Genomic DNA, 18,013 nt, shown 5'->3' on the forward strand with positions numbered 1-18,013 from the left:
ACCTGGCACCGAATTTGCATGCATCTCCAACGCGGGGGCAGCCACACTGGATTGCTTCTACAAATGACCGCTAGGGTTCCGGCTGCTTGATGTTCAAGCGGTGTCTGGTCCGAGAGCAGTCGGCCAGCAGCGGCCCATACCACTGCAGGCTCCACGGCGGGACAAAAGCCCGGGAGGTTCACTTCGTAATCGAGGTGGTCTCCCGCATTTGTCTTTTAACCTGGAGTTTCGCCATGTCTTCTTCTACTTCTTTCCGTTTCTTTTCGCTTTCCCGTGCGTTCAAACACCGCGTCGTCGGTGCTTTGCTGGTCGGCGTGGCGGCGGCTGGCATCACCACGCCCGCTGCCGCCGAAATCAAGGTCGGCGTGTCCGACTGGCCGGGCTGGGTGGCCTGGTATGTGGCCGAGCAAAAGGGCTTCTTTAAAAAGAACGGGGCCGACGTCAAGCTGGTCTGGTTTGCCAACTACACCGATTCCATCGGCGCGCTGTCGTCGGGCCAGCTCGATGCCAACTCGCAAACCTGGTCCGACACCCTGGGCCCGCTGGCCAAGGGCTTGCCGCTGAAGGCTATTCTGGTCAACGACAACTCGGCCGGGAACGACGCGCTGATGGTTGGCCCCAAAATCACTTCGTTCGCCCAGCTCAAGGGCAAGAAAGTGGCGCTGGAGCAGTTCAGCATTTCGCACTTTGTGCTCGCCACGGCGCTGGCCAAGAACGGCATGAAGCTCGACGACGTGAAGATCGTCAACCTCTCCGCAGGCGATGCCGCCGCCGCCTTCATCAGCGGCAAGGTGGATGCCGCGGTGCTGTGGAACCCCTGGGTGCACCAGATCGAGGCCAGCGGCAAAGGTAAATCGCTGTTCACCTCCAAGGACATGCCTGGCCTGGTGCCCGACCTGCTGGTGGCGCAAGACAAGGCCATCCAGACCAAGCGCAAGGAGCTGGTGGGCATGATCAAGGCCTGGTTCGAGACCGAGAAGTTCATCCGCGAGCAACCCGCCGAGGCCGCCAAGATCATGTCCAAGGTGGTCAGCATGTCGCCCGAGGAATACACCGTGTTCCTGCCTGGCACCAAGTTCTTTGACGCGGCCGCCAACACCCAGGCGTTTGACGCCAAAAGCGCCTTGTCGCTGGCCAGCACCGCGCCCACCATCGCCGCCTTTTTAACCAAGTACAAGCTGATCGAAGGCAAGCCGGATGCCGCCAAGGGCCTGGACGGCACGCTGTTGCAAGACGCACTGAAGTAAGGCGCAGGCCATGTGGAGCAAGCTGTGGTCAGACCTCTTTGCTATACGGCTGGCGATCCCGCGTCGCAGCTACGGAGCGCTGGCGCTGATCGGCCTGGTGGTTCCGCTGCTGGGCTGGGCGCTGCTGAGTGCGTTTGCCGGGGTGAACCCGGTGTTTCTGCCCGGCCCGCAAAAGGTGGTGGCACGCGTCATCACCTGGGCGGTGGAAGACGATCTGCTGGGCGATGCCGCCATCAGCACCTTGCGGGTGGTTACCGGCTGGGCGCTGTCGGCTTTGCTGGCGCTGCCGCTGGGTTTGTTGATCGGCAGCTGGCGCGCGGTGCAGGCGCTGCTGGAGCCGCTGACCGATTTCATCCGCTACATGCCTGCCGTGGCCTTTATCCCGCTGGTGATGCTGTGGGTGGGCATCGACGAGGGGGCCAAGGTGGCCATCATCTTCATTGGCACGTTTTTCCAGATGGTGCTGATGGTGGCCGAGGACGTGCGCCGCGTGCCCATGGCGCAGATCGAAGCTGCGCAAACCATGGGCGCCACCCGGCGCGAGGTGCTAGAGAAGGTGATCTTGCCGTCGGCCAAACCGGCGCTGCTCGACACCCTGCGCATCACCATGGGCTGGGCCTGGACCTACCTGGTCGTGGCCGAACTGGTGGCGGCGAATTCGGGCCTGGGCTTTGCGATTTTGAAGGCCCAACGCTTCTTGCAGACCGACAAGATCTTTGCCGGGATCTTGCTGATCGGCTGCATCGGCCTGGCCATCGACCAGCTGTTTCGCCTGCTGCACCGTAAGGCCTTCCCCTGGATGCACGGACGATAACAAGGGAATGCCATGAACAAAATCGAATGCAAAAACGTCTGGAAATACTTCGGGCAGACCACGGCGCTGAACGATGTCAACCTGGGCATTGCCGACAACGAATTTGTCACCCTGGTCGGCGCGTCCGGCTGCGGCAAGTCCACGCTGCTGCGCACCCTGGCGGGGCTGGAAACGCACAGCAAGGGTGACGTGCTGGTCAACGGCGCAGCCATCACCGGGCCGGGGCAAGACCGGGCCATGGTGTTCCAGCACTACAGCCTGTATCCCTGGCTGCGGGTGTCGAAAAACATCCGCTTTTGCCGCCAGCTCAGCGCCCACATCCAGAACCGCAGCAGCGCCGACGTGGAGGCCGCCTCGGGCCGCGCCGATGCGCTGTTGCAGCTCATGGGGCTGACGGCCTCGGCCAGCGCCTACCCGAACCAGCTATCGGGCGGCATGCAGCAGCGCGTGGCGATTGCCCGGGCCCTCATGGGCAAGCCGCAAATTCTGCTGATGGACGAGCCCTTTGGCGCGCTGGACGCGCAAACCCGCGAGGTGATGCACGACCTGATCCTGCACGTGCACCGCCTGGAGCGCACCACCATCGTGTTCGTGACCCACGACGTGGAAGAAGCCATCTACCTCGGCCACCGCGTGGTGCTGATGGCCCCGCGACCGGGCCGCATCGACTCGGTCTATGAGGTGCCGCTGCCCGCCAAGCGCGAGCAGGACATGAAGCTCGCCCCCGAGTTTCTGCGTCTCAAACGCCAGTTGCTGGACCGCATCCGCGAAACCTCCGGCATGAAAACCGACCTGGACCAACTGCAAAAACTCACGCAAATGGCCGAAGAAAGGAACCCCGTATGAACCCCATTTCCGCCAACCGTCTGCTCTGGGAGGAACACCTCCCCGGCGGCAACCACTGGTCTGGCCGCCTGCGCCGTGGTACGGCCTTGCGCCTCACCGATTTAAACGGCGGCGCGAATGTCTCCGCGCTGTTCTTCAACGCCGAGCAGCCGCTGGAGCGCTACAACATGCCCGACACGCTCAAGTCGCAACACACCGCCTTCCTCACCGCAGGCTTTGTCTGCCAGTCGGACATGGGCCGGGTGCTCTGTTCCATCACTGCCGACAGCCTGGGCTGGCACGACACCTGGTGCGGCGTCAGCGACGCGGCCATGGTGCTCGCCAAGTACGGCGACAAGCGCTACCAGCAGCACCGCAACGCCATGCACCGCAATGGCCGCGACAACCTGCTCATCGAGCTGGCCAAGTGGGGCCTGGGCGCGCGGGATGTGGTGCCCACCGCCAACTTCTTCAGCAAGGTGGTGCCCGATGCGGATGGTGCACTCAGCCACGTTCCCGGCCACAGCGTGGCAGGTAGCCATGTCGATTTGCGCTTCGAGATGGACACCCTGGTGGTGCTCAGCAGTGCGCCACACCCGCTGGATGCGAACCCGGTCTACACCCCCGCCGACGTGCAGCTTAGTGCCTTTCGAGCTGACCCGGTGGCCGCAGACGATGCCTGCCGCACCCAGTGCCCGCAAAACGGCCGCGCCTTTACCAACACCGAACGTTATTGCGGGGTAACTCTGTGACCAAGCTACTGGAAAGCCAACGCAACCCCGCCACCGCCGTGCTCGACCAGACCTGCCTGGCAGGTGATCCGTGGATGGCCACCGTGTACGCCGGGCAGACGCTGCGCATCCTCGATCTGGAAGGCAACCAGGCGGTGGATACCTTGTTTTACAGCGCCGCCAATGCCGAGGAGCGCTACAGCGCCGCCGACACCATCGCCCGCAACGGCCAGCTCTACCTGGGCCTGGGCTCCAAGCTGTATTCCAGCGCAGGCCGGGTCATGCTGACCATCACGGCAGACACCTGTGGCCGCCATGACACCCTGGGCGGTGCCTGCTCCAGCGAGAGCAACACGGTGCGCTACGCGCTCGATAAACGCCCCATGCACAGCTGCCGCGACAGCTTCATGCACGCCCTGTGCCACTGCCATGAGGCCACGGCGCTGGGCATGGGCAAGCGCGACATTGCGCCCAACATCAACTTCTTCATGAACGTGCCCGTCACGCCCGAAGGCCGCCTTAGTTTTGAGGACGGCATCTCCGGCGCGGGCAAGTATGTGGAGCTGCGGGCCGAGATGGACGTGGTGGTGCTGATCTCCAACTGCCCGCAGCTGAACAACCCCTGCAATGGCTACAACCCCACACCCATCCGCCTATTGGTCTGGAATTGAATGTGCACACCCCCAGGCTGCGCGCACTTCGTGTCGCTACGCCAACCCCCTTGCAGGGGGCGATACCAGTGGCCCGGCAAAGCCGGTTCCACGGTATCCCTGGGGGGCGTGCGTTCTGTCTGTAACTGTGGAGCGAGTGGTTAGAGATTGCTATAAAAAAAGAAGCTGCTGGCGTATGTAATACCTGCGCTAGAGGCCGATTTTCTTTAAATTTTGCCCGCGGGACGACTCGTGGCGCTATTGACCCGGCGGGACGACCCGCCCCCTCAGGACATCCTTTATGTTCGATACCGTTTTGATTGCCAATAGAGGTGCCATCGCCTGCCGCGTGATCCGCAGCCTGAAGGCCTTGGGCCTGCGCTCGGTGGCCGTGTACTCCGAGGCCGATGCCGATTCGCTGCATGTGGCCATGGCCGATACTAGCGTGTGCATCGGCCCGGCACCGGCTGCCCAAAGCTACCTGGACCCGCAGCGCATCCTGGACGCTGCACGGGCCACGGGGGCGGGGGCCATCCACCCCGGCTACGGCTTTCTGTCCGAGAACCCTGACTTCGCCCAGGCCTGTGAAGACGCCGGCATCGCCTTCGTCGGCCCCACACCGGCGCAGATGCGGGCGTTTGGCCTCAAGCACACGGCCCGGGCCTTGGCCGAGGCCCAGGGTGTGCCCTTGCTGCCCGGCAGCGGCCTGCTGGCCGACCTGGCGCAGGCGCAGACCGAGGCGGCACGCATTGGCTACCCGGTGATGCTGAAAAGCACGGCCGGCGGCGGCGGCATCGGCATGCGGCTCATCCGCAGCGATGCCGAAATGGCCCCAGCCTTCGAGGCCGTGCAGCGCCTGGCCCAGGCCAACTTCAAGGACGCGGGCCTGTTCCTGGAAAAGTTTGTCGAACGCGCCCGCCACATCGAGGTGCAGCTCTTCGGCGACGGCAAAGGCCAGGTGGTGGCCCTGGGTGAGCGCGACTGCTCGGCCCAGCGCCGCAACCAGAAAGTGATCGAAGAAACCCCGGCGCCCGGCCTGTCGGAAGCCACCCGCACCGCCCTGCAGCAGACCGCCGTACGCCTGGCCGAAGCCGTGCATTACCGCAGTGCCGGCACGGTGGAATACGTGCTCGATGCCGACACCGGGGCTTTCTATTTCCTGGAGGTCAACACCCGCCTGCAGGTGGAGCACGGTGTGACCGAGCAGGTGACCGGCATCGACCTGGTGGCCTGGATGCTGCGCCTGGCGCGGGGCGACGACTTCGCGCTGACCGTGCCCGCACCCACCGGCGCATCCATCCAGGTGCGGCTCTACGCCGAAGACCCGGCGCGCAACTTTCAGCCCTGCGCGGGTGGCTTGACCGAAGTCGTTTTTCCATCCGACGTTCGGATCGAAACCTGGGTCGCCACCGGCAGCGAGGTGCCGCCGAACTACGACCCGATGATCGCCAAGCTCATCGTCACCGGCAGCGACCGTGCCGATGCCGTCGCCAAGCTGCAGGCCGCCTTGGCCGCCACCCGGCTGGCGGGCATAGAGACCAACCTGCGCTACCTGCGCACCGTCGTGGCCGACCCGGTGTTTGTGGATGGCTTGATGGTCACCCGCAGCCTGGCCGATCTGCACTACCAACCGCAGGCGCTGGAGGTGCTGGATGCCGGGGTGCAAACCACCGTGCAAGACCACCCGGGCCGCGTCGGCTACTGGGCCGTGGGCGTGCCGCCATCGGGACCCATGGACGACCTGGCGATGCGCCTGGCCAACCGGCTGGTCGGCAACGCCCCGGATGCAGCCGCGTTGGAATGCACCCTCAGTGGCCCGAGCCTGCGTTTCCATTCCGATACGGTGGTAGCGGTGTGCGGCGCGGCCATGGCCGCCAGCGTGGACGGCGTGCCGCTGGCCCTGTGGCAGTCGCAAACGGTCAAAGCGGGCAGCGTATTGAAGCTCGGCGCGGTGCAGGGGGCGGGTACACGCACTTACCTGGCGCTGCGCGGCGGGCTGGACGTGCCGCTGTACCTGGGCAGCCGCGCCACATTCACCCTGGGCCAGTTCGGCGGCCATGCGGGCCGCACGCTGCGGGTGGGCGACATGCTGCACATCGGTGCGGATGTGGTCGATGCGCCGCTGGCCGCCTTGCCCGCCGAAGTGGTGCCGGTGTACCAAAACCACTGGGACATCGCCGTGCTCTACGGCCCGCACGGCGCGCCCGATTTCTTCACCGACGCCGACGTGCGCATGTTCTTCGGCACCGACTGGCAGGTGCACTACAACTCCAGCCGCACCGGCGTGCGCCTCATCGGCCCCAAGCCCGAATGGGCGCGGCGCGACGGCGGCGAGGCGGGGCTGCACCCGTCCAACATCCACGACAACGCCTACGCCATCGGGGCCATCGACTTCACCGGCGACATGCCGGTCATCCTGGGCCCCGACGGCCCCAGCCTGGGCGGCTTCGTCTGCCCGGCCGTGGTGCTGGCCAGCGAACGCTGGAAGCTGGGCCAGTTGTGCCCCGGCGATACGGTGCGTTTCCGCTGTGTGACGGCAGACGAGGCCCTGGCCCTGCACGCCGCGCAGGAGCGACGCATCACCGACCTGGCATGGAATCCGCCTGCGATCCCCCAGCGCAGCGAAGCCGTCGGCTCGCCCATCCTGGCCCGCCGCGACGCGCAGGGCGAACGTCCGGCCCTGGTGCTGCGCCAGGCCGGTGACCGCTACTTGCTGGTGGAGTTGGGCGACGCGGTGCTCGACATCGCGCTGCGGCTGCGGGTGCATGCGCTGATGCTGGCGCTGCAGGCGAAGCAGCTGCCGGGCATCATCGACTTGACGCCGGGCATCCGCTCACTTCAGATACATTTTGAGCCGCTAGCCCTTTCGCTATCTGCACTGATAGCTGCGATTTTTATAGCAGACGATGCCTTGGGCGATACGGATGATTTGGTGGTGCCCTCGCGCACCGTGTACTTGCCGCTGAGCTGGGACGACAGCGCCACCCGGCTGGCGATCGAAAAATACATGCAGTCCGTGCGGCCCGACGCGCCCTGGTGCCCGAGCAACATCGAGTTCATCCGCCGCATCAACGGCCTGGACAGCATTGCCGAGGTGCAGCGCACCGTGTTCGATGCGCGCTACCTGGTGCTGGGCCTGGGCGACGTTTACCTGGGTGCACCGGTGGCCACACCGCTGGACCCGCGCCACCGCCTGGTGACCACCAAGTACAACCCGGCCCGCACCTGGACGCCCGAGAACGCGGTGGGCATTGGCGGTGCCTACATGTGCGTCTACGGCATGGAAGGCCCGGGCGGCTACCAGTTTGTCGGCCGCACCTTGCAGATGTGGAACCGCTGGCGCGATGCCAGCAGCGGCGTGGGTGGTGTAGGTGGCGCCGGTGGCGCCAGTGCCTTCGAGCCCGGCAAGCCCTGGCTGCTGCGCTTCTTCGACCAGATCCGCTTCTACCCGGTGGGCGAAGAAGAGCTGCTGCAGATCCGCCGCGACTTCCCGGCCGGGCGCTATCCGCTGCGGGTGGAGGAGGGGACTTTCAGCCTGCACGACTACCGCAGTTTCCTGGCCGACAACGCCAACGACATCGCCGCCTTCCGCGCCCTGCAAGGCCAGGCCTTCGAGGCCGAGCGCGAGCGCTGGCGCGTGGCCGGTCAGGCCGAATACGTGGGCGAGCCCGAGTTGGCGGATGCCGCCGTATTCGCCGATGAGCTGCCTCCCGGCGCACGCAGCGTGGCGACCGCCGTGCCCGGCAGCGTCTGGAAGCTGCTAGTGGCCGAAGGCGACACCGTGGCCGAGGGCGATGCCCTGCTGGTCATCGAGTCGATGAAGATGGAATTCACCGTCGCCGCGCCCTGCGCCGGGTTGGTGTGGCGCATGGCCTGCCGGGAGGGCGGGGCCGTGGCAGCAGGGCAAAGCGTAGTGGTAATCCAGGAAGTACAAGCATGAACACGACAACTATCTCCCTCAGCCTGGGTGCCCTGCAACAGGCCTACCGCGACGGCAGCCTGACCCCATTGCAGGTGATCGACCACGTGGTGCAAACCATTGGCGATGACCCGCACACCGCGTGGATTCACCGCATCGACGTAGCTACTCTGCGTGCCCAGGCGCAAGCTTTGATAGACCGTGGCCCCGAGGGCCTGCCGCTGTGGGGCGTGCCCTTTGCCATCAAGGACAACATCGACCTGGCCGGTGTGCCCACCACGGCCGGTTGCCCGGCCTACGCCTACACGCCCGCCGCCAGCGCCTTCGTGGTGCAGCGCCTGCTGGACGCGGGGGCCATCGCCATCGGTAAGACGAATCTGGACCAGTTCGCCACCGGCCTGAACGGCACGCGCTCGCCATACGGGGCCTGCCACAACGCGTTTGACGCGGACTACGTGTCGGGCGGCTCCAGCGCGGGCTCGGCGGTGTCGGTGGCGCTGGGGCACGTGAGCTTTTCATTGGGCACCGACACCGCCGGTTCGGGCCGCGTGCCCGCAGGTTTCAACCACCTGGTCGGCCTCAAACCCAGCCTGGGCCTGCTGTCCACCACCGGCGTGGTGCCCGCCTGCCGCTCGCTGGACGCGGTGTCGATCTTCGCGCTCACGGCGGATGACGCGCAGCAGGTATTTGCTGTGGCGCTGGGCTTCGATGCGGAGGATGCCTATGCGCGAGCGGCCCAGCCGCATGGTTTCGACTTTGGCCGTGCCGCCCATCCGCGCCTGGGCGTGCCGCGTGCGGACCAGTTGCAGTTCCTGGGCGACAGCGCTTATGCGCAGTGTTTCGAGGCCGCCCGCGCCCACGCGCTGGCCCTGGGCGCGGAGCTAGTGGAGATCGACTTTGCCCCCTTTTTCGAGACCGCCCACCTGCTCTACGAAGGCCCGTGGGTAGCAGAGCGCTACCAGGCCATCCGCGCCTTCATCGACACGCAGCCCGAAGCCCTGTTTCCGGTGACCCGCGAGATCACCCTGGGCGGAGCGCAACCGCTGGCTGCCGATGCGTTTGCCGCCCAGTACCGGCTGCGCGCGTTGGCCCAGCGATGCGCCGCCGTGTGGGCCGGTATCGACTGCATGCTGCTGCCGACCTCGCCCACCATCCACCGCATAGACACCATGCTGGCCGAGCCGATTGCCCGCAACAGCGACTTTGGCCTGTACACCAACTTCGTCAATCTGCTGGACTACGCCGCCATCGCCGTGCCCGCAGGCTTTCGCACTGACGGCCTGCCGTTCGGCATCACCTTCGTCGCTCCGGCGCACCAGGACCAGCCGCTGTTGCACTTGGCGCAGCGGTGGCAGCACAGCCTGCCGGGCAGGGCGGCCACGCTGGGGGCTACCGGCCATGCGGCGGTGCCGTTCGAAGCTTTGACCGCCGTGCCGTCCGGCCAGATCCGCGTGGCCGTCTGCGGCGCGCATCTGCAAGGCCAGCCGCTGAACCCCCAGCTGACCAGTCGCGGCGCCCGTCTGCTGCAGGGCACCACGACGGCACCGGAATACCGGCTCTACGCCTTGGCTGATGGCAAACGCCCCGGCCTGGTTCGCGTAGCCGAGGGTGAAGAGGGTGGTGGGGCGATCGAGGTGGAGGTATGGGAACTACCCGGCGCGCAGTTCGGCAGCTTCGTGAACGGCATCCCCGCGCCTTTGGGCATTGGCCGCACGCTGCTGGCCGACGGCAGCACGGTGGCGGGCTTCATCTGCGAGCCAAAGGGGCTGGACGGCGCGCGGGACATCACGGCGTTGGGTGGCTGGCGGGCGTACAAGGCGCAGGTATGAAATTTAAATAAAACAGGTCGTCAGCGCATATTCCACCTACGCTGGCTGCTATTAAATTTGTACCGAGATGTACAACTGCGGGAGCGGCTATGCTTTAGATATGCCCGCCACACCCGACCCCCGCCGCCAGTCTTTACGCCGCATGCAGTGGTTTGCCATCGCGCTACTGCTGGCATCGCTGGGCGGCCTGTTGCTCAGCCACGGCATGGGCGGGCAGGGGGCCTGGGGCTGGCTGCGGGCGTTTTGCGAAGCCTCGGCTGTGGGTGCGCTGGCCGACTGGTTTGCGGTGGTGGCGCTGTTTCGGCATCCGCTGGGGATTCCGCTGCCGCACACGGCCATCATTCCGCAGAGCAAGGAGCGCATTGCCGACAGCCTGGCCGATTTTGTACGCGACCATTTTCTGGACCCGGACACGCTGCTGGCCAAGCTGGCGGTGCTGGACCCGGCGCAGCGCCTGGGCGAGTGGCTGCGCGACCCGGCGCGGGTGGGCTTTTGGGTGAAGGAAGCCCAGGGCGTGGCGTTGGGCATGTTGAATGTGTTTGACGACGCGCGCATGCAGCGCGCCACACTGGAGCTGGTGGTGGCCCAGGCGCGGCGCTGGGACGCGGCGGCGACAGCGGGCGAGGTGCTGGGCCTGCTGACGCAGGACGGGAGGCACAACGAACTGCTGGATGCCGGGCTGGTCAAGCTGGGGGAATACCTGGCGCAGGACGAGGTCAAGGCCGCGGTGTCTCAGCTGCTGCAGAAGCATGTGCGCAAGGAATGGCCCAAAGTGGTGGGCATCGTGGACGCGGTGGCTTCCACCTCCAAACTGGCCGACAGCATGGCGGAAAAGCTCAGCGCTTCGGCCCTGGATGAGCTGCGCGAGGTGCTGGCCCAGCCCGAGCACCCGGCGCGCCTGCGCTACCAGGCCTGGCTGGCCACGTACATCACCCGCCTGCGCGACGACCCGGCCTTGCGCCAGGCCTGCGACGACCTGAAAGAGCGGGCGCTGACCGACCCGGCGGTGCGCCAGTTTGTGGCCTCGCTGTGGACCGACATCAAACAACTGCTGCAAAACGATCTGGCCGATCCGCAATCTGCCATCGCCCGCAACCTGCAGGCGGCGCTGGGCGCGGTGGGCGAGCGGCTGGCCAGCGACACCAGCCTGCGCGAGGCCCTTAACGAACATGTGATGGCCGCTGCGGGGCAACTGGCGCTGAGCCTGCGTTCGAGCGTGACCACGCATATTTCGCAGACCATCAAGGCCTGGGACGATCGCCAGCTGGTGCAAGAGCTGGAACTCAGTGTGGGACGCGACCTGCAATTTATCCGTATTAGCGGCACGCTGGTCGGTGGGCTGGCAGGTGTGGTTCTGCATGCGCTGGTGGTATGGCTGGTGTAAAAAACCGTTCATTTGTCTACGCTGTGCTGTATTTATTTCCCTTTGTTTCTCCCGCCGGAGCTACCGGAAGTGCCGGAACTGCTGGAAGTGCCGGAACTGCCGGAACTGCCGGAACTGCCGGAAGTGCCGGAACTGCCGGAACTGCCGGAACTGCCGGAACTGCCGGAACTGCCGGAACTGCCAGAGCTACCAGAGCTACCGGAGTTCCCCAAAGCCCCGGAAGAGCCTGTGCCTTTGCTGCCGTCGGATTTGCCGCTGTTCCCCGAGCTGCCGCTGTTACTGCCTTTGCTGTCATCTTCTGCCTCCGTTTTTCCGGAGGTTTGCGAGCCTGAGCTATCGCTGGAGTCGCCAGTGCTGCCCTGGCTGCTGGTGCTTCCCGCTTTTCTGCCGTTTTCGGAACTACCGCGTTTAGCTTCGCTGTGCTGCACTTCAATGTGTTGCACGGTGACGCGGTCTTGGCTGTCGCGCAGACCGGTAACCCGTACCCGCTGTTCCCGATCGCCGCTTAGTGCAGCACGCTCAGCACTGGGCAGGGTGGTCGCCAGTGCCATTCGGCCCTGGCCAATGTCCATGCTGTCCCGCGAGGCGGATCGGACATAGCCCTCGATCACGACGCGCTCCACCGGCCCCAATGCCGTGCGCGTGGGCTGCGTCTGCAGGGCAGTCGCTACCAGCATATGTCCGTCCCAGGTACCACGTACCTGGATTTCTTGTCCGCTATTGGCGGCGCGCCAGGCACGCAGCCCGTCGATGAAGCCGAGTTGGTGGGTGTATACCGTGGCCCCCCCGACCCGGATGCCGCCGTGGATACCGTGTTCTGCAGGGCCCGTGAGCATGGCCTGCGACTGCGCTGGCACGGCCTGCAGGTGCGACATCTCGATGCTGCCGTCGCTGAGCCGCAAGCCACTGACGCGCAGCCATTGTCCCGTTTGCAGGCCTGTCAGCTGTGCGGCATCACCGCTCCAGTGCACGGTTTGTCCCATTACTTCCAGTTCGCCACGGGCCGCGTTGACCGATGCCACGGGTCCAATAGCCAAGTGCAGCAGCGTAATCTGCCGCGCTTGTAATGCGTCCGCCTGACTACCTGCCGTCACGACGACCACCTGGCCCACGGACAGCGCGCTGGCTTGGGTGGGCAGGCCGTTGTCGTTGATCGGGATCGCGGTGTCGTAGTGCACTTCCAGCCCGTTGACGCAGATGCTGGCAAAACCGGTGATCACACCCACGATGCCGGTACCCCCCATGCCGCCCTTGTCATGGAGCCCGGCATGGTCGATGCCGGTGCCACCGATGCCAGGTTTGATGGCTACATCACCCGTGCCACCTATACCGGGGCGCAGCGCAGTGTCGCCGGTGCCGCCGATACCTGGCGCAAGGGCCTGGGGGTTGACGGGCGAGTCGCTTTTGCCGCAAACGTTGGCGGCAAAGGCATGCGGCGCGCCGAGCAGGGCTGCCAGCAACGCAGCGGCGGGTAGACCCAACCAGCGGTGGTTCATGGTGTGGCTCCCGGTGCCTGGGTGGGTGTGGCGTCGGCATCCGCAACCACCGGCTCGGCGTAAAAGTACACGCCGAAGGTCATGCGGTGGCGCGGCGTGCCGTTTGCGGCATCCGCTTGTTCCAGGAGCAGTGCATTTTTGTTGACGGCCAGCAGGGCTTTCATGGCGGCATCCGTGCTTTGCCTGGCCAGTACGGCGATGGAGGCTTCGCTGAGCGCGTCGTACTGCACGCTGCGTTCCAGAAATGGTGACTTGCCTCCCAACAGGTTGCTGGCGGCAGCGGCCGCATGGTCATGCAGGTTGTGGCCGAAGTAATAGGCTTTCTCGTCAAAACCCTCGCTCGGTATGAAGGCTTCGGCATTCAGGCATACCCGGTTGGCTGCGTCGATGTGCACCACACCCAGGCGTAGCCACTCGTCCAGCACCACGCGGGAGCGGATATCGCTGTTTACGCCCGCCACCAGGCTTTCGAAGGACAGTTCGCCGCCTTCGCTGGCAAAACGTGCCAACGGCAAGGGGCTGCCGTCTGCATGCAGATAACGCGGCGTGCCCAGCCAGACGGCCACCAGCTCCGCACCCAGAGACACGACATCTGGCACCGTTTCTGTGGCCCGCTGTAATTCGGTTCGCAGGCGGCTGACGTCTTTTCGGTGTACGCCCGTCATCAGGCTGATGCGGCTGTCGGTGGGCGGCTTGTGGTCCAGGCGAAATTCGCTTTCGGCGACGTCTACAAACAAATTTTTCAAGAGCTCCGCGAGATAGGGGTAGGTAATGCCTTGCGACAGCATGACGCGTACCACCGGGCGCAGAACCTTGCGCAAGGCGCGGACGAGGGAAGGCGGGGGGCCCGCGGGTGAGGTGCTAAAACTATCCATAGCCTAAATGTAGCCCGTTCGTGGGAAAAAATTACACAAAAACATTGCTGCGGGAAAATTTACCGCATATAGTCGGTTTGTGTGTGGGAAAAAATCACACGCAAATGCTGTATCAACGGTCTTTTTAAGGAATCACACCATGAACACTTTTCGCACCTCCAGCGTGGCCACGATTGCCAGCCTGATCCTCGCACTGGCCTGTGCCCCTGCTATGGCAGGCAAGGGGGGCACTGCGGGCTCCTCTGGCAAATCGTCTTCTGGTTCGTCTGCATCCGGTTCCTCGTCGTCTGGCTCCGCTGCATCTTCCCCAGGCAGCTCCTCCGGCACATCTGCGACAGGCTCCTCACCATCGCGCTCTACAACTAGCGATGACTCCAGCAGTGGCCGCGAGACCGGTGATGCGGCAGGGCATGTGCGTCAAGCGCGAGGCGCCGACGATGCACCAGGCCACGTCCGCCACGCGCGTGGATCAGACGACACAGCGATTACCGGCACCACCACCAATACCACTGGGAGCACGGCAACGGGAAGCACCGCAGCTGCGGGAACGCTCTGACCGTAAGAGATAGACAACCGGGCCGACACAGCGATGTGTCGGCCTTTTTTTGTTTAGCATGCGGTTTGGAGGGGCGTTGCCCTCGCACGCCGATGGCTGGGGACACAAGAGCCGTCCACGTTTACCAGTCCACCAGGGGCTGGGGCAACCCTTGGCTGGAGCTAAGCGTGGGACGGGGCTGGCGATCCACGCTGTAGGAATATGGGTGAAATAAGAAAAAGGTTGTATGTTTATCAAAAGATGTCTTACGGTTGTGTGTGCAGCGGCCAGCCTGCTGCCATTGCCCGCCCTGGCCTGGGGCCACCAGGGCCACATGCTGGTGGGGGCCATTGCCGACCAACTGCTGACCCCGCAGGCCCAGGCCGGGCTGCAGCGCGATATGGGTTTGACGCTGGCGCAGGCGGCACCCTGGGCGGATTGCACCAAGGGCGTGGGCCTGGGTACGCGGGGTTTTGAGTACGCGGCGGACGAGCGCTGGCCGTCGCCCGCCTGCACCCGCTTCGAGACCGCCGAGGGCGCGCGGGCCATGCAAAGCTTTGTGGCGCGTAACTGGAACACCTGCGGCCAGCCGCGCGATTGCCATAAAACCTACCACTACGCTGACGTGGCTTACGCGCATGGCCGTTACAAAATGGGCTATGTGGGCACCAACGACCACGATCTGGTGCATGCCATCAATGCCGCCATCGCCGAGTTGCAAGGCCAACCGGTGCCGCCGCCTTTCAGCATCACCAGCCGGGGCGAGGCCTTGCGGCTGCTGGCGCACTTTATTGGCGACCTGCACCAGCCGCTGCACGTGGGGGCGCTGTACCTGGACGCGGCGGGCAACACGGTGGACCCCGATGCACCGGGCAGCACGGAGGTGCTGGAGACCCGCGGCGGCAACAGCATAGCCACCGGCCAAAGCAGCAACCTGCATGCGCTGTGGGACGACATACCCGACGGGCTGCGCGCCGATGCCGTACCCGCCAGCATGCTCCAGGCGGCACGGGCGCTGCGCAAGAGCCGCGCGGGCGTGGGCCGCCTGGCGCAGACCTGGGCCAGCGACACCGTGGCGGTGTCGGGTGCGGCGTTTGCGGGGCTGTTGGTGGGCGCGGCCCACATGGACAAGGGCAGCCGGGTGTGGCCGGCCACGTTTGTGGACCTGGCGGATTACCGCACCCGGAAAGATGCCCTGCAAACAGCCCAACTCAGCAAGGCCGGGGCGCGGCTGGCGCAGCTGGTCAATGCCCTGTATGCCGTGCCCCGCTAAATCTACAGTTTTAGGCATGAAATAGGCTTCTAGCGCATATTCCAGGTACACAACCAGCTACAAAAAATATAGTGTGCGCTGCGCCTGGAACGTAAAGCCTGGGTTACAGTGAAGGTGATCACGGATAGCCCACACTTTCTTCTGGACCTTGGCTGGCATGACCTCCACCTCAGACGCAATCACCGCTGAATCTTCGGTAGCACAAAGCCCTTTGGTAACACCGCGCCCTCTGGTATGGCTGCCGATGGACCACCGCCAGCGGGGTGGGGACGACTCCTCGCTGCCCTACCTGTACCTGGGCGACAAATACGCCCGCGCCGTGCGCGACGGTGCCACTACCCAGCCCGTCAGCTTTCCGCTGGCCGATGCGGCCGACATTCCCGCGCTGCTGGCCCTGGTGGACGGGGTGATGCTGACAGGCTCGCCCTCCAACGTGCATCCCTCCCATTTCAATGAACCCGTGGCCGACTCCAGCCTGCCGCTGGACCCGGCCCGCGACACCCTGACCTTTGCCCTGGTGCGGCACTGCGTTGCCATGGGCGTGCCGCTGCTGGGCGTGTGCCGGGGCTTCCAGGAAATCAACGTGGCCCTGGGCGGCAGTTTGCACCAGGCCGTACACACCGTGCCCGGCATGCTGGACCACCGCGAAGACGAGACCGCCCCCCTGGCCACCCAATATGGCCTGAGCCACGACCTGTGGGTCGTCCCCGATTCCGCCATGGCCCAGTGGGCGGGTGGCTCACGGACCCGCGTCAATTCATTGCACGGCCAAGGCATTGCGCGGCTGGCACCGGGCTTGCGTGCCATCGGCCATGCGCCTGACGGGCTGATCGAAGCCTTCGAGATCAGCGGCGCACCGGCCTTTGCCTACGCGGTGCAATGGCACCCCGAGTGGCGCTGGTCCGAGAACCCTTTTTACACCGCGATATTTGCGGCCTTCGGGGCCGCGTGCAGATCACGTCAGCGTGAAAAAACGGCTTACGCAGCGCTCAGTACCTAGTGTGGGCGCTCCGTAAGTCATAGCAACCCAACCTAATCCAACTGGAGAAATTGCCTATGGCCGATGTCAAAAAAGAACACATGACCTTTAACGACCTGGAAAATTGGCTCAACGAGCGTCGGGTCACCGAGGTCGAATGCCTGGTGCCCGACCTGACTGGTGTGGCGCGCGGCAAAATCCTGCCCCGCGCCAAGTTCACCGAAGACCGCGGCATGCGCATCCCCGAGGCCGTGGTGGCCATGGGCGTAACCGGCGAGTTGCCGTCGCAGGGCCCGTACTACGATGTGGTCAACCCCACCGACCGTGACATGCAACTGCGCCCCGACGCATCCACCGTGCGCATCGTCCCCTGGGCCACCGACCCCACGGCGCAGGTGATCCACGACTGTTACGACCGCGAAGGCAAGCTGGTGCCGTTTGCCCCGCGCAGCGTGCTGCGCCGCGTGTGCGACCTGTACGCCGAGCTGGGTCTGGAGCCGGTGGTGGCACCCGAGCTGGAGTTTTACCTGGTGGCCCGCAACACCGACCCCAACACCGTGCTGCGCCCGCCGATTGGCCGCAGCGGCCGGGCCGAAACCTCGCGCCAGTCCTACAGCATTGATGCGGTGAATGAATTTGACCCGCTGTTTGAAGAGCTGTACGACTTCTGCGACAAGATGGAGCTGAACGTGGACACCCTGATCCACGAAGCCGGTGCCGGGCAGATGGAGATCAACTTCTTCCACGCCCATCCGCTGGGCCTGGCCGACGAGGTGTTTTTCTTCAAGCGCACGGTGCGCGAGGTGGCGTTGCGCCACGACATGTATGCCACCTTTATGGCCAAGCCCATCGAGGGCGAGCCTGGCAGCGCCATGCATGTGCACCAAAGCCTGGTCAGCAAAGCCACGGGCAAGAACATTTTCAGCAACGACGACGGTACGCCGTCCGAGGCCTTCTTCCACTACATCGGTGGCTTGCAGCGCTACCAGCCCGCCGCCATGGCCCTGGTGGCCCCGTACGTCAACAGCTACCGCCGCCTGTCGCGCAACACCGCCGCGCCTATCAACACCGAATGGGGTTTTGATAACCGCACCGTCGGCATCCGCTCGCCGATCTCCAGCCCCGAGGCGCGGCGGGTAGAAAACCGCGTCATCGGCGTGGATGCCAACCCCTACGTGGCCATGGCCATGACCCTGGCCTGCGGATACCTGGGCATGCAAAAGAAGATCAAACCCAAGGCCGAGATGAAGGGCGATGCCTACCTGGCCCCGTTTTCGCTGCCGCGCAGCCTGGGCGAGGCGCTGGACCTGCTGCGCGGTGAGACCGACCTGCACGACATCCTGGGCAAGGAGTTCATCACCGTCTACACAGAGATCAAAGAGCTGGAGTTTGAAGAGTTCATGAAGGTGATTTCGCCTTGGGAGCGCGAACACTTGTTACTCCACGTATAGGCTGG

13 protein-coding genes and 1 riboswitch are annotated in these 18,013 nt (G+C 65.0%); of the genes, 11 read left to right on the forward strand and 2 right to left on the reverse strand.

The genetic code is table 11. The features are described from left to right. Nucleotides 1-59 precede the first annotated feature (59 nt). Nucleotides 60-178, forward strand: a riboswitch (guanidine-I (ykkC/yxkD leader). Nucleotides 179-233: 55 nt separating this feature from the next. From AC097L_RS00455 to AC097L_RS00490, 8 genes are all read left to right on the forward strand, one after another. Then, complete coding sequence (locus tag AC097L_RS00455) at nt 234-1,247, forward strand: ABC transporter substrate-binding protein (protein ID WP_479584142.1); 1,014 nt, start codon at nt 234-236, stop codon at nt 1,245-1,247. Nucleotides 1,248-1,257: 10 nt separating this feature from the next. Beyond that, nucleotides 1,258-2,061 (forward strand): ABC transporter permease, encoded by an 804-nt coding sequence (locus AC097L_RS00460; RefSeq protein ID WP_479584143.1) that lies wholly within the window; start codon nt 1,258-1,260, stop codon nt 2,059-2,061. Between the two features lie 12 nt (nt 2,062-2,073). Further along, nucleotides 2,074-2,907, forward strand: a complete 834-nt coding sequence (locus tag AC097L_RS00465; RefSeq protein WP_479584144.1) for an ABC transporter ATP-binding protein — start codon at nt 2,074-2,076, stop codon at nt 2,905-2,907. Further along, on the forward strand, nt 2,904-3,638 hold the full coding sequence (locus AC097L_RS00470) for an urea amidolyase associated protein UAAP1 (RefSeq protein ID WP_479584145.1): 735 nt from the start codon (nt 2,904-2,906) through the stop codon (nt 3,636-3,638). The genes AC097L_RS00465 and AC097L_RS00470 overlap by 4 nt, the downstream gene beginning before the upstream one ends. Then, the gene (locus AC097L_RS00475; protein WP_479584146.1) at nt 3,635-4,288 is read left to right on the forward strand and encodes an urea amidolyase associated protein UAAP2; all 654 of its coding nucleotides are present in this window, start codon (nt 3,635-3,637) and stop codon (nt 4,286-4,288) included. Before AC097L_RS00470 ends, AC097L_RS00475 begins: the two co-directional genes overlap by 4 nt. 280 nt (nt 4,289-4,568) lie before the next feature. Continuing rightward, nucleotides 4,569-8,207: an urea carboxylase gene (gene uca, locus AC097L_RS00480; protein ID WP_479584147.1), complete on the forward strand. Its 3,639-nt coding sequence runs from the start codon at nt 4,569-4,571 to the stop codon at nt 8,205-8,207. Continuing rightward, entirely contained in the window at nt 8,204-10,015 is a 1,812-nt protein-coding gene (gene atzF / locus AC097L_RS00485; RefSeq protein ID WP_479584148.1) for an allophanate hydrolase, read from the forward strand. The genes uca and atzF overlap by 4 nt, the downstream gene beginning before the upstream one ends. Before the next feature lie 100 nt (nt 10,016-10,115). Further along, nucleotides 10,116-11,399, forward strand: coding sequence for a DUF445 domain-containing protein (locus AC097L_RS00490; RefSeq protein ID WP_479584149.1), 1,284 nt, complete (start codon nt 10,116-10,118; stop codon nt 11,397-11,399). 32 nt (nt 11,400-11,431) lie between these two features. Here AC097L_RS00490 and AC097L_RS00495 read toward each other — a convergent pair whose 3' ends face one another. Beyond that, entirely contained in the window at nt 11,432-12,895 is a 1,464-nt protein-coding gene (locus tag AC097L_RS00495) for a DUF5666 domain-containing protein (protein ID WP_479584150.1), read from the reverse strand. After that, entirely contained in the window at nt 12,892-13,716 is an 825-nt protein-coding gene (locus tag AC097L_RS00500) for a DUF6502 family protein (RefSeq protein WP_479584151.1), read from the reverse strand. The genes AC097L_RS00495 and AC097L_RS00500 overlap by 4 nt, the downstream gene beginning before the upstream one ends. Nucleotides 13,717-14,552: 836 nt before the next feature. Between AC097L_RS00500 and AC097L_RS00505 the strand changes: the two genes are divergently transcribed. The 3 genes from AC097L_RS00505 to AC097L_RS00515 all read left to right on the forward strand — a co-directional run bounded on the left by AC097L_RS00505 (nt 14,553) and on the right by AC097L_RS00515 (nt 18,008). Next, nucleotides 14,553-15,578 carry a S1/P1 nuclease gene (locus AC097L_RS00505; RefSeq protein ID WP_479584152.1) on the forward strand — a complete coding sequence of 342 codons (1,026 nt, stop codon included), beginning with the start codon at nt 14,553-14,555 and terminating at the stop codon, nt 15,576-15,578. A gap of 157 nt (nt 15,579-15,735) precedes the next feature. Next, the gene (locus AC097L_RS00510) at nt 15,736-16,578 is read left to right on the forward strand and encodes a gamma-glutamyl-gamma-aminobutyrate hydrolase family protein (RefSeq protein ID WP_479584153.1); all 843 of its coding nucleotides are present in this window, start codon (nt 15,736-15,738) and stop codon (nt 16,576-16,578) included. Between the two features lie 56 nt (nt 16,579-16,634). Beyond that, nucleotides 16,635-18,008: a glutamine synthetase family protein gene (locus tag AC097L_RS00515; protein WP_479584154.1), complete on the forward strand. Its 1,374-nt coding sequence runs from the start codon at nt 16,635-16,637 to the stop codon at nt 18,006-18,008. The last annotated feature ends 5 nt before the right edge of the window (nt 18,009-18,013 follow it).

The organism is Rhodoferax sp. RT5P35 (assembly GCF_056521385.1).

Excerpts from the sequence above, each read along its gene's own strand:
- AC097L_RS00465 (WP_479584144.1), top strand. The coding sequence starts at position 2,074 with ATGAACAAAATCGAATGCAAAAACGTCTGGAAATACTTCGGGCAGACC.
- AC097L_RS00490 (WP_479584149.1), top strand. The coding sequence starts at position 10,116 with ATGCCCGCCACACCCGACCCCCGCCGCCAGTCTTTACGCCGCATGCAG.
- uca (WP_479584147.1), top strand. The coding sequence starts at position 4,569 with ATGTTCGATACCGTTTTGATTGCCAATAGAGGTGCCATCGCCTGCCGC.
- AC097L_RS00455 (WP_479584142.1), top strand. The coding sequence starts at position 234 with ATGTCTTCTTCTACTTCTTTCCGTTTCTTTTCGCTTTCCCGTGCGTTC.
- AC097L_RS00505 (WP_479584152.1), top strand. The coding sequence starts at position 14,553 with ATGTTTATCAAAAGATGTCTTACGGTTGTGTGTGCAGCGGCCAGCCTG.
- AC097L_RS00510 (WP_479584153.1), top strand. The coding sequence starts at position 15,736 with ATGACCTCCACCTCAGACGCAATCACCGCTGAATCTTCGGTAGCACAA.
- AC097L_RS00515 (WP_479584154.1), top strand. The coding sequence starts at position 16,635 with ATGGCCGATGTCAAAAAAGAACACATGACCTTTAACGACCTGGAAAAT.
- AC097L_RS00470 (WP_479584145.1), top strand. The coding sequence starts at position 2,904 with ATGAACCCCATTTCCGCCAACCGTCTGCTCTGGGAGGAACACCTCCCC.
- AC097L_RS00495 (WP_479584150.1), bottom strand. The coding sequence starts at position 12,895 with ATGAACCACCGCTGGTTGGGTCTACCCGCCGCTGCGTTGCTGGCAGCC.
- atzF (WP_479584148.1), top strand. The coding sequence starts at position 8,204 with ATGAACACGACAACTATCTCCCTCAGCCTGGGTGCCCTGCAACAGGCC.
- AC097L_RS00460 (WP_479584143.1), top strand. The coding sequence starts at position 1,258 with ATGTGGAGCAAGCTGTGGTCAGACCTCTTTGCTATACGGCTGGCGATC.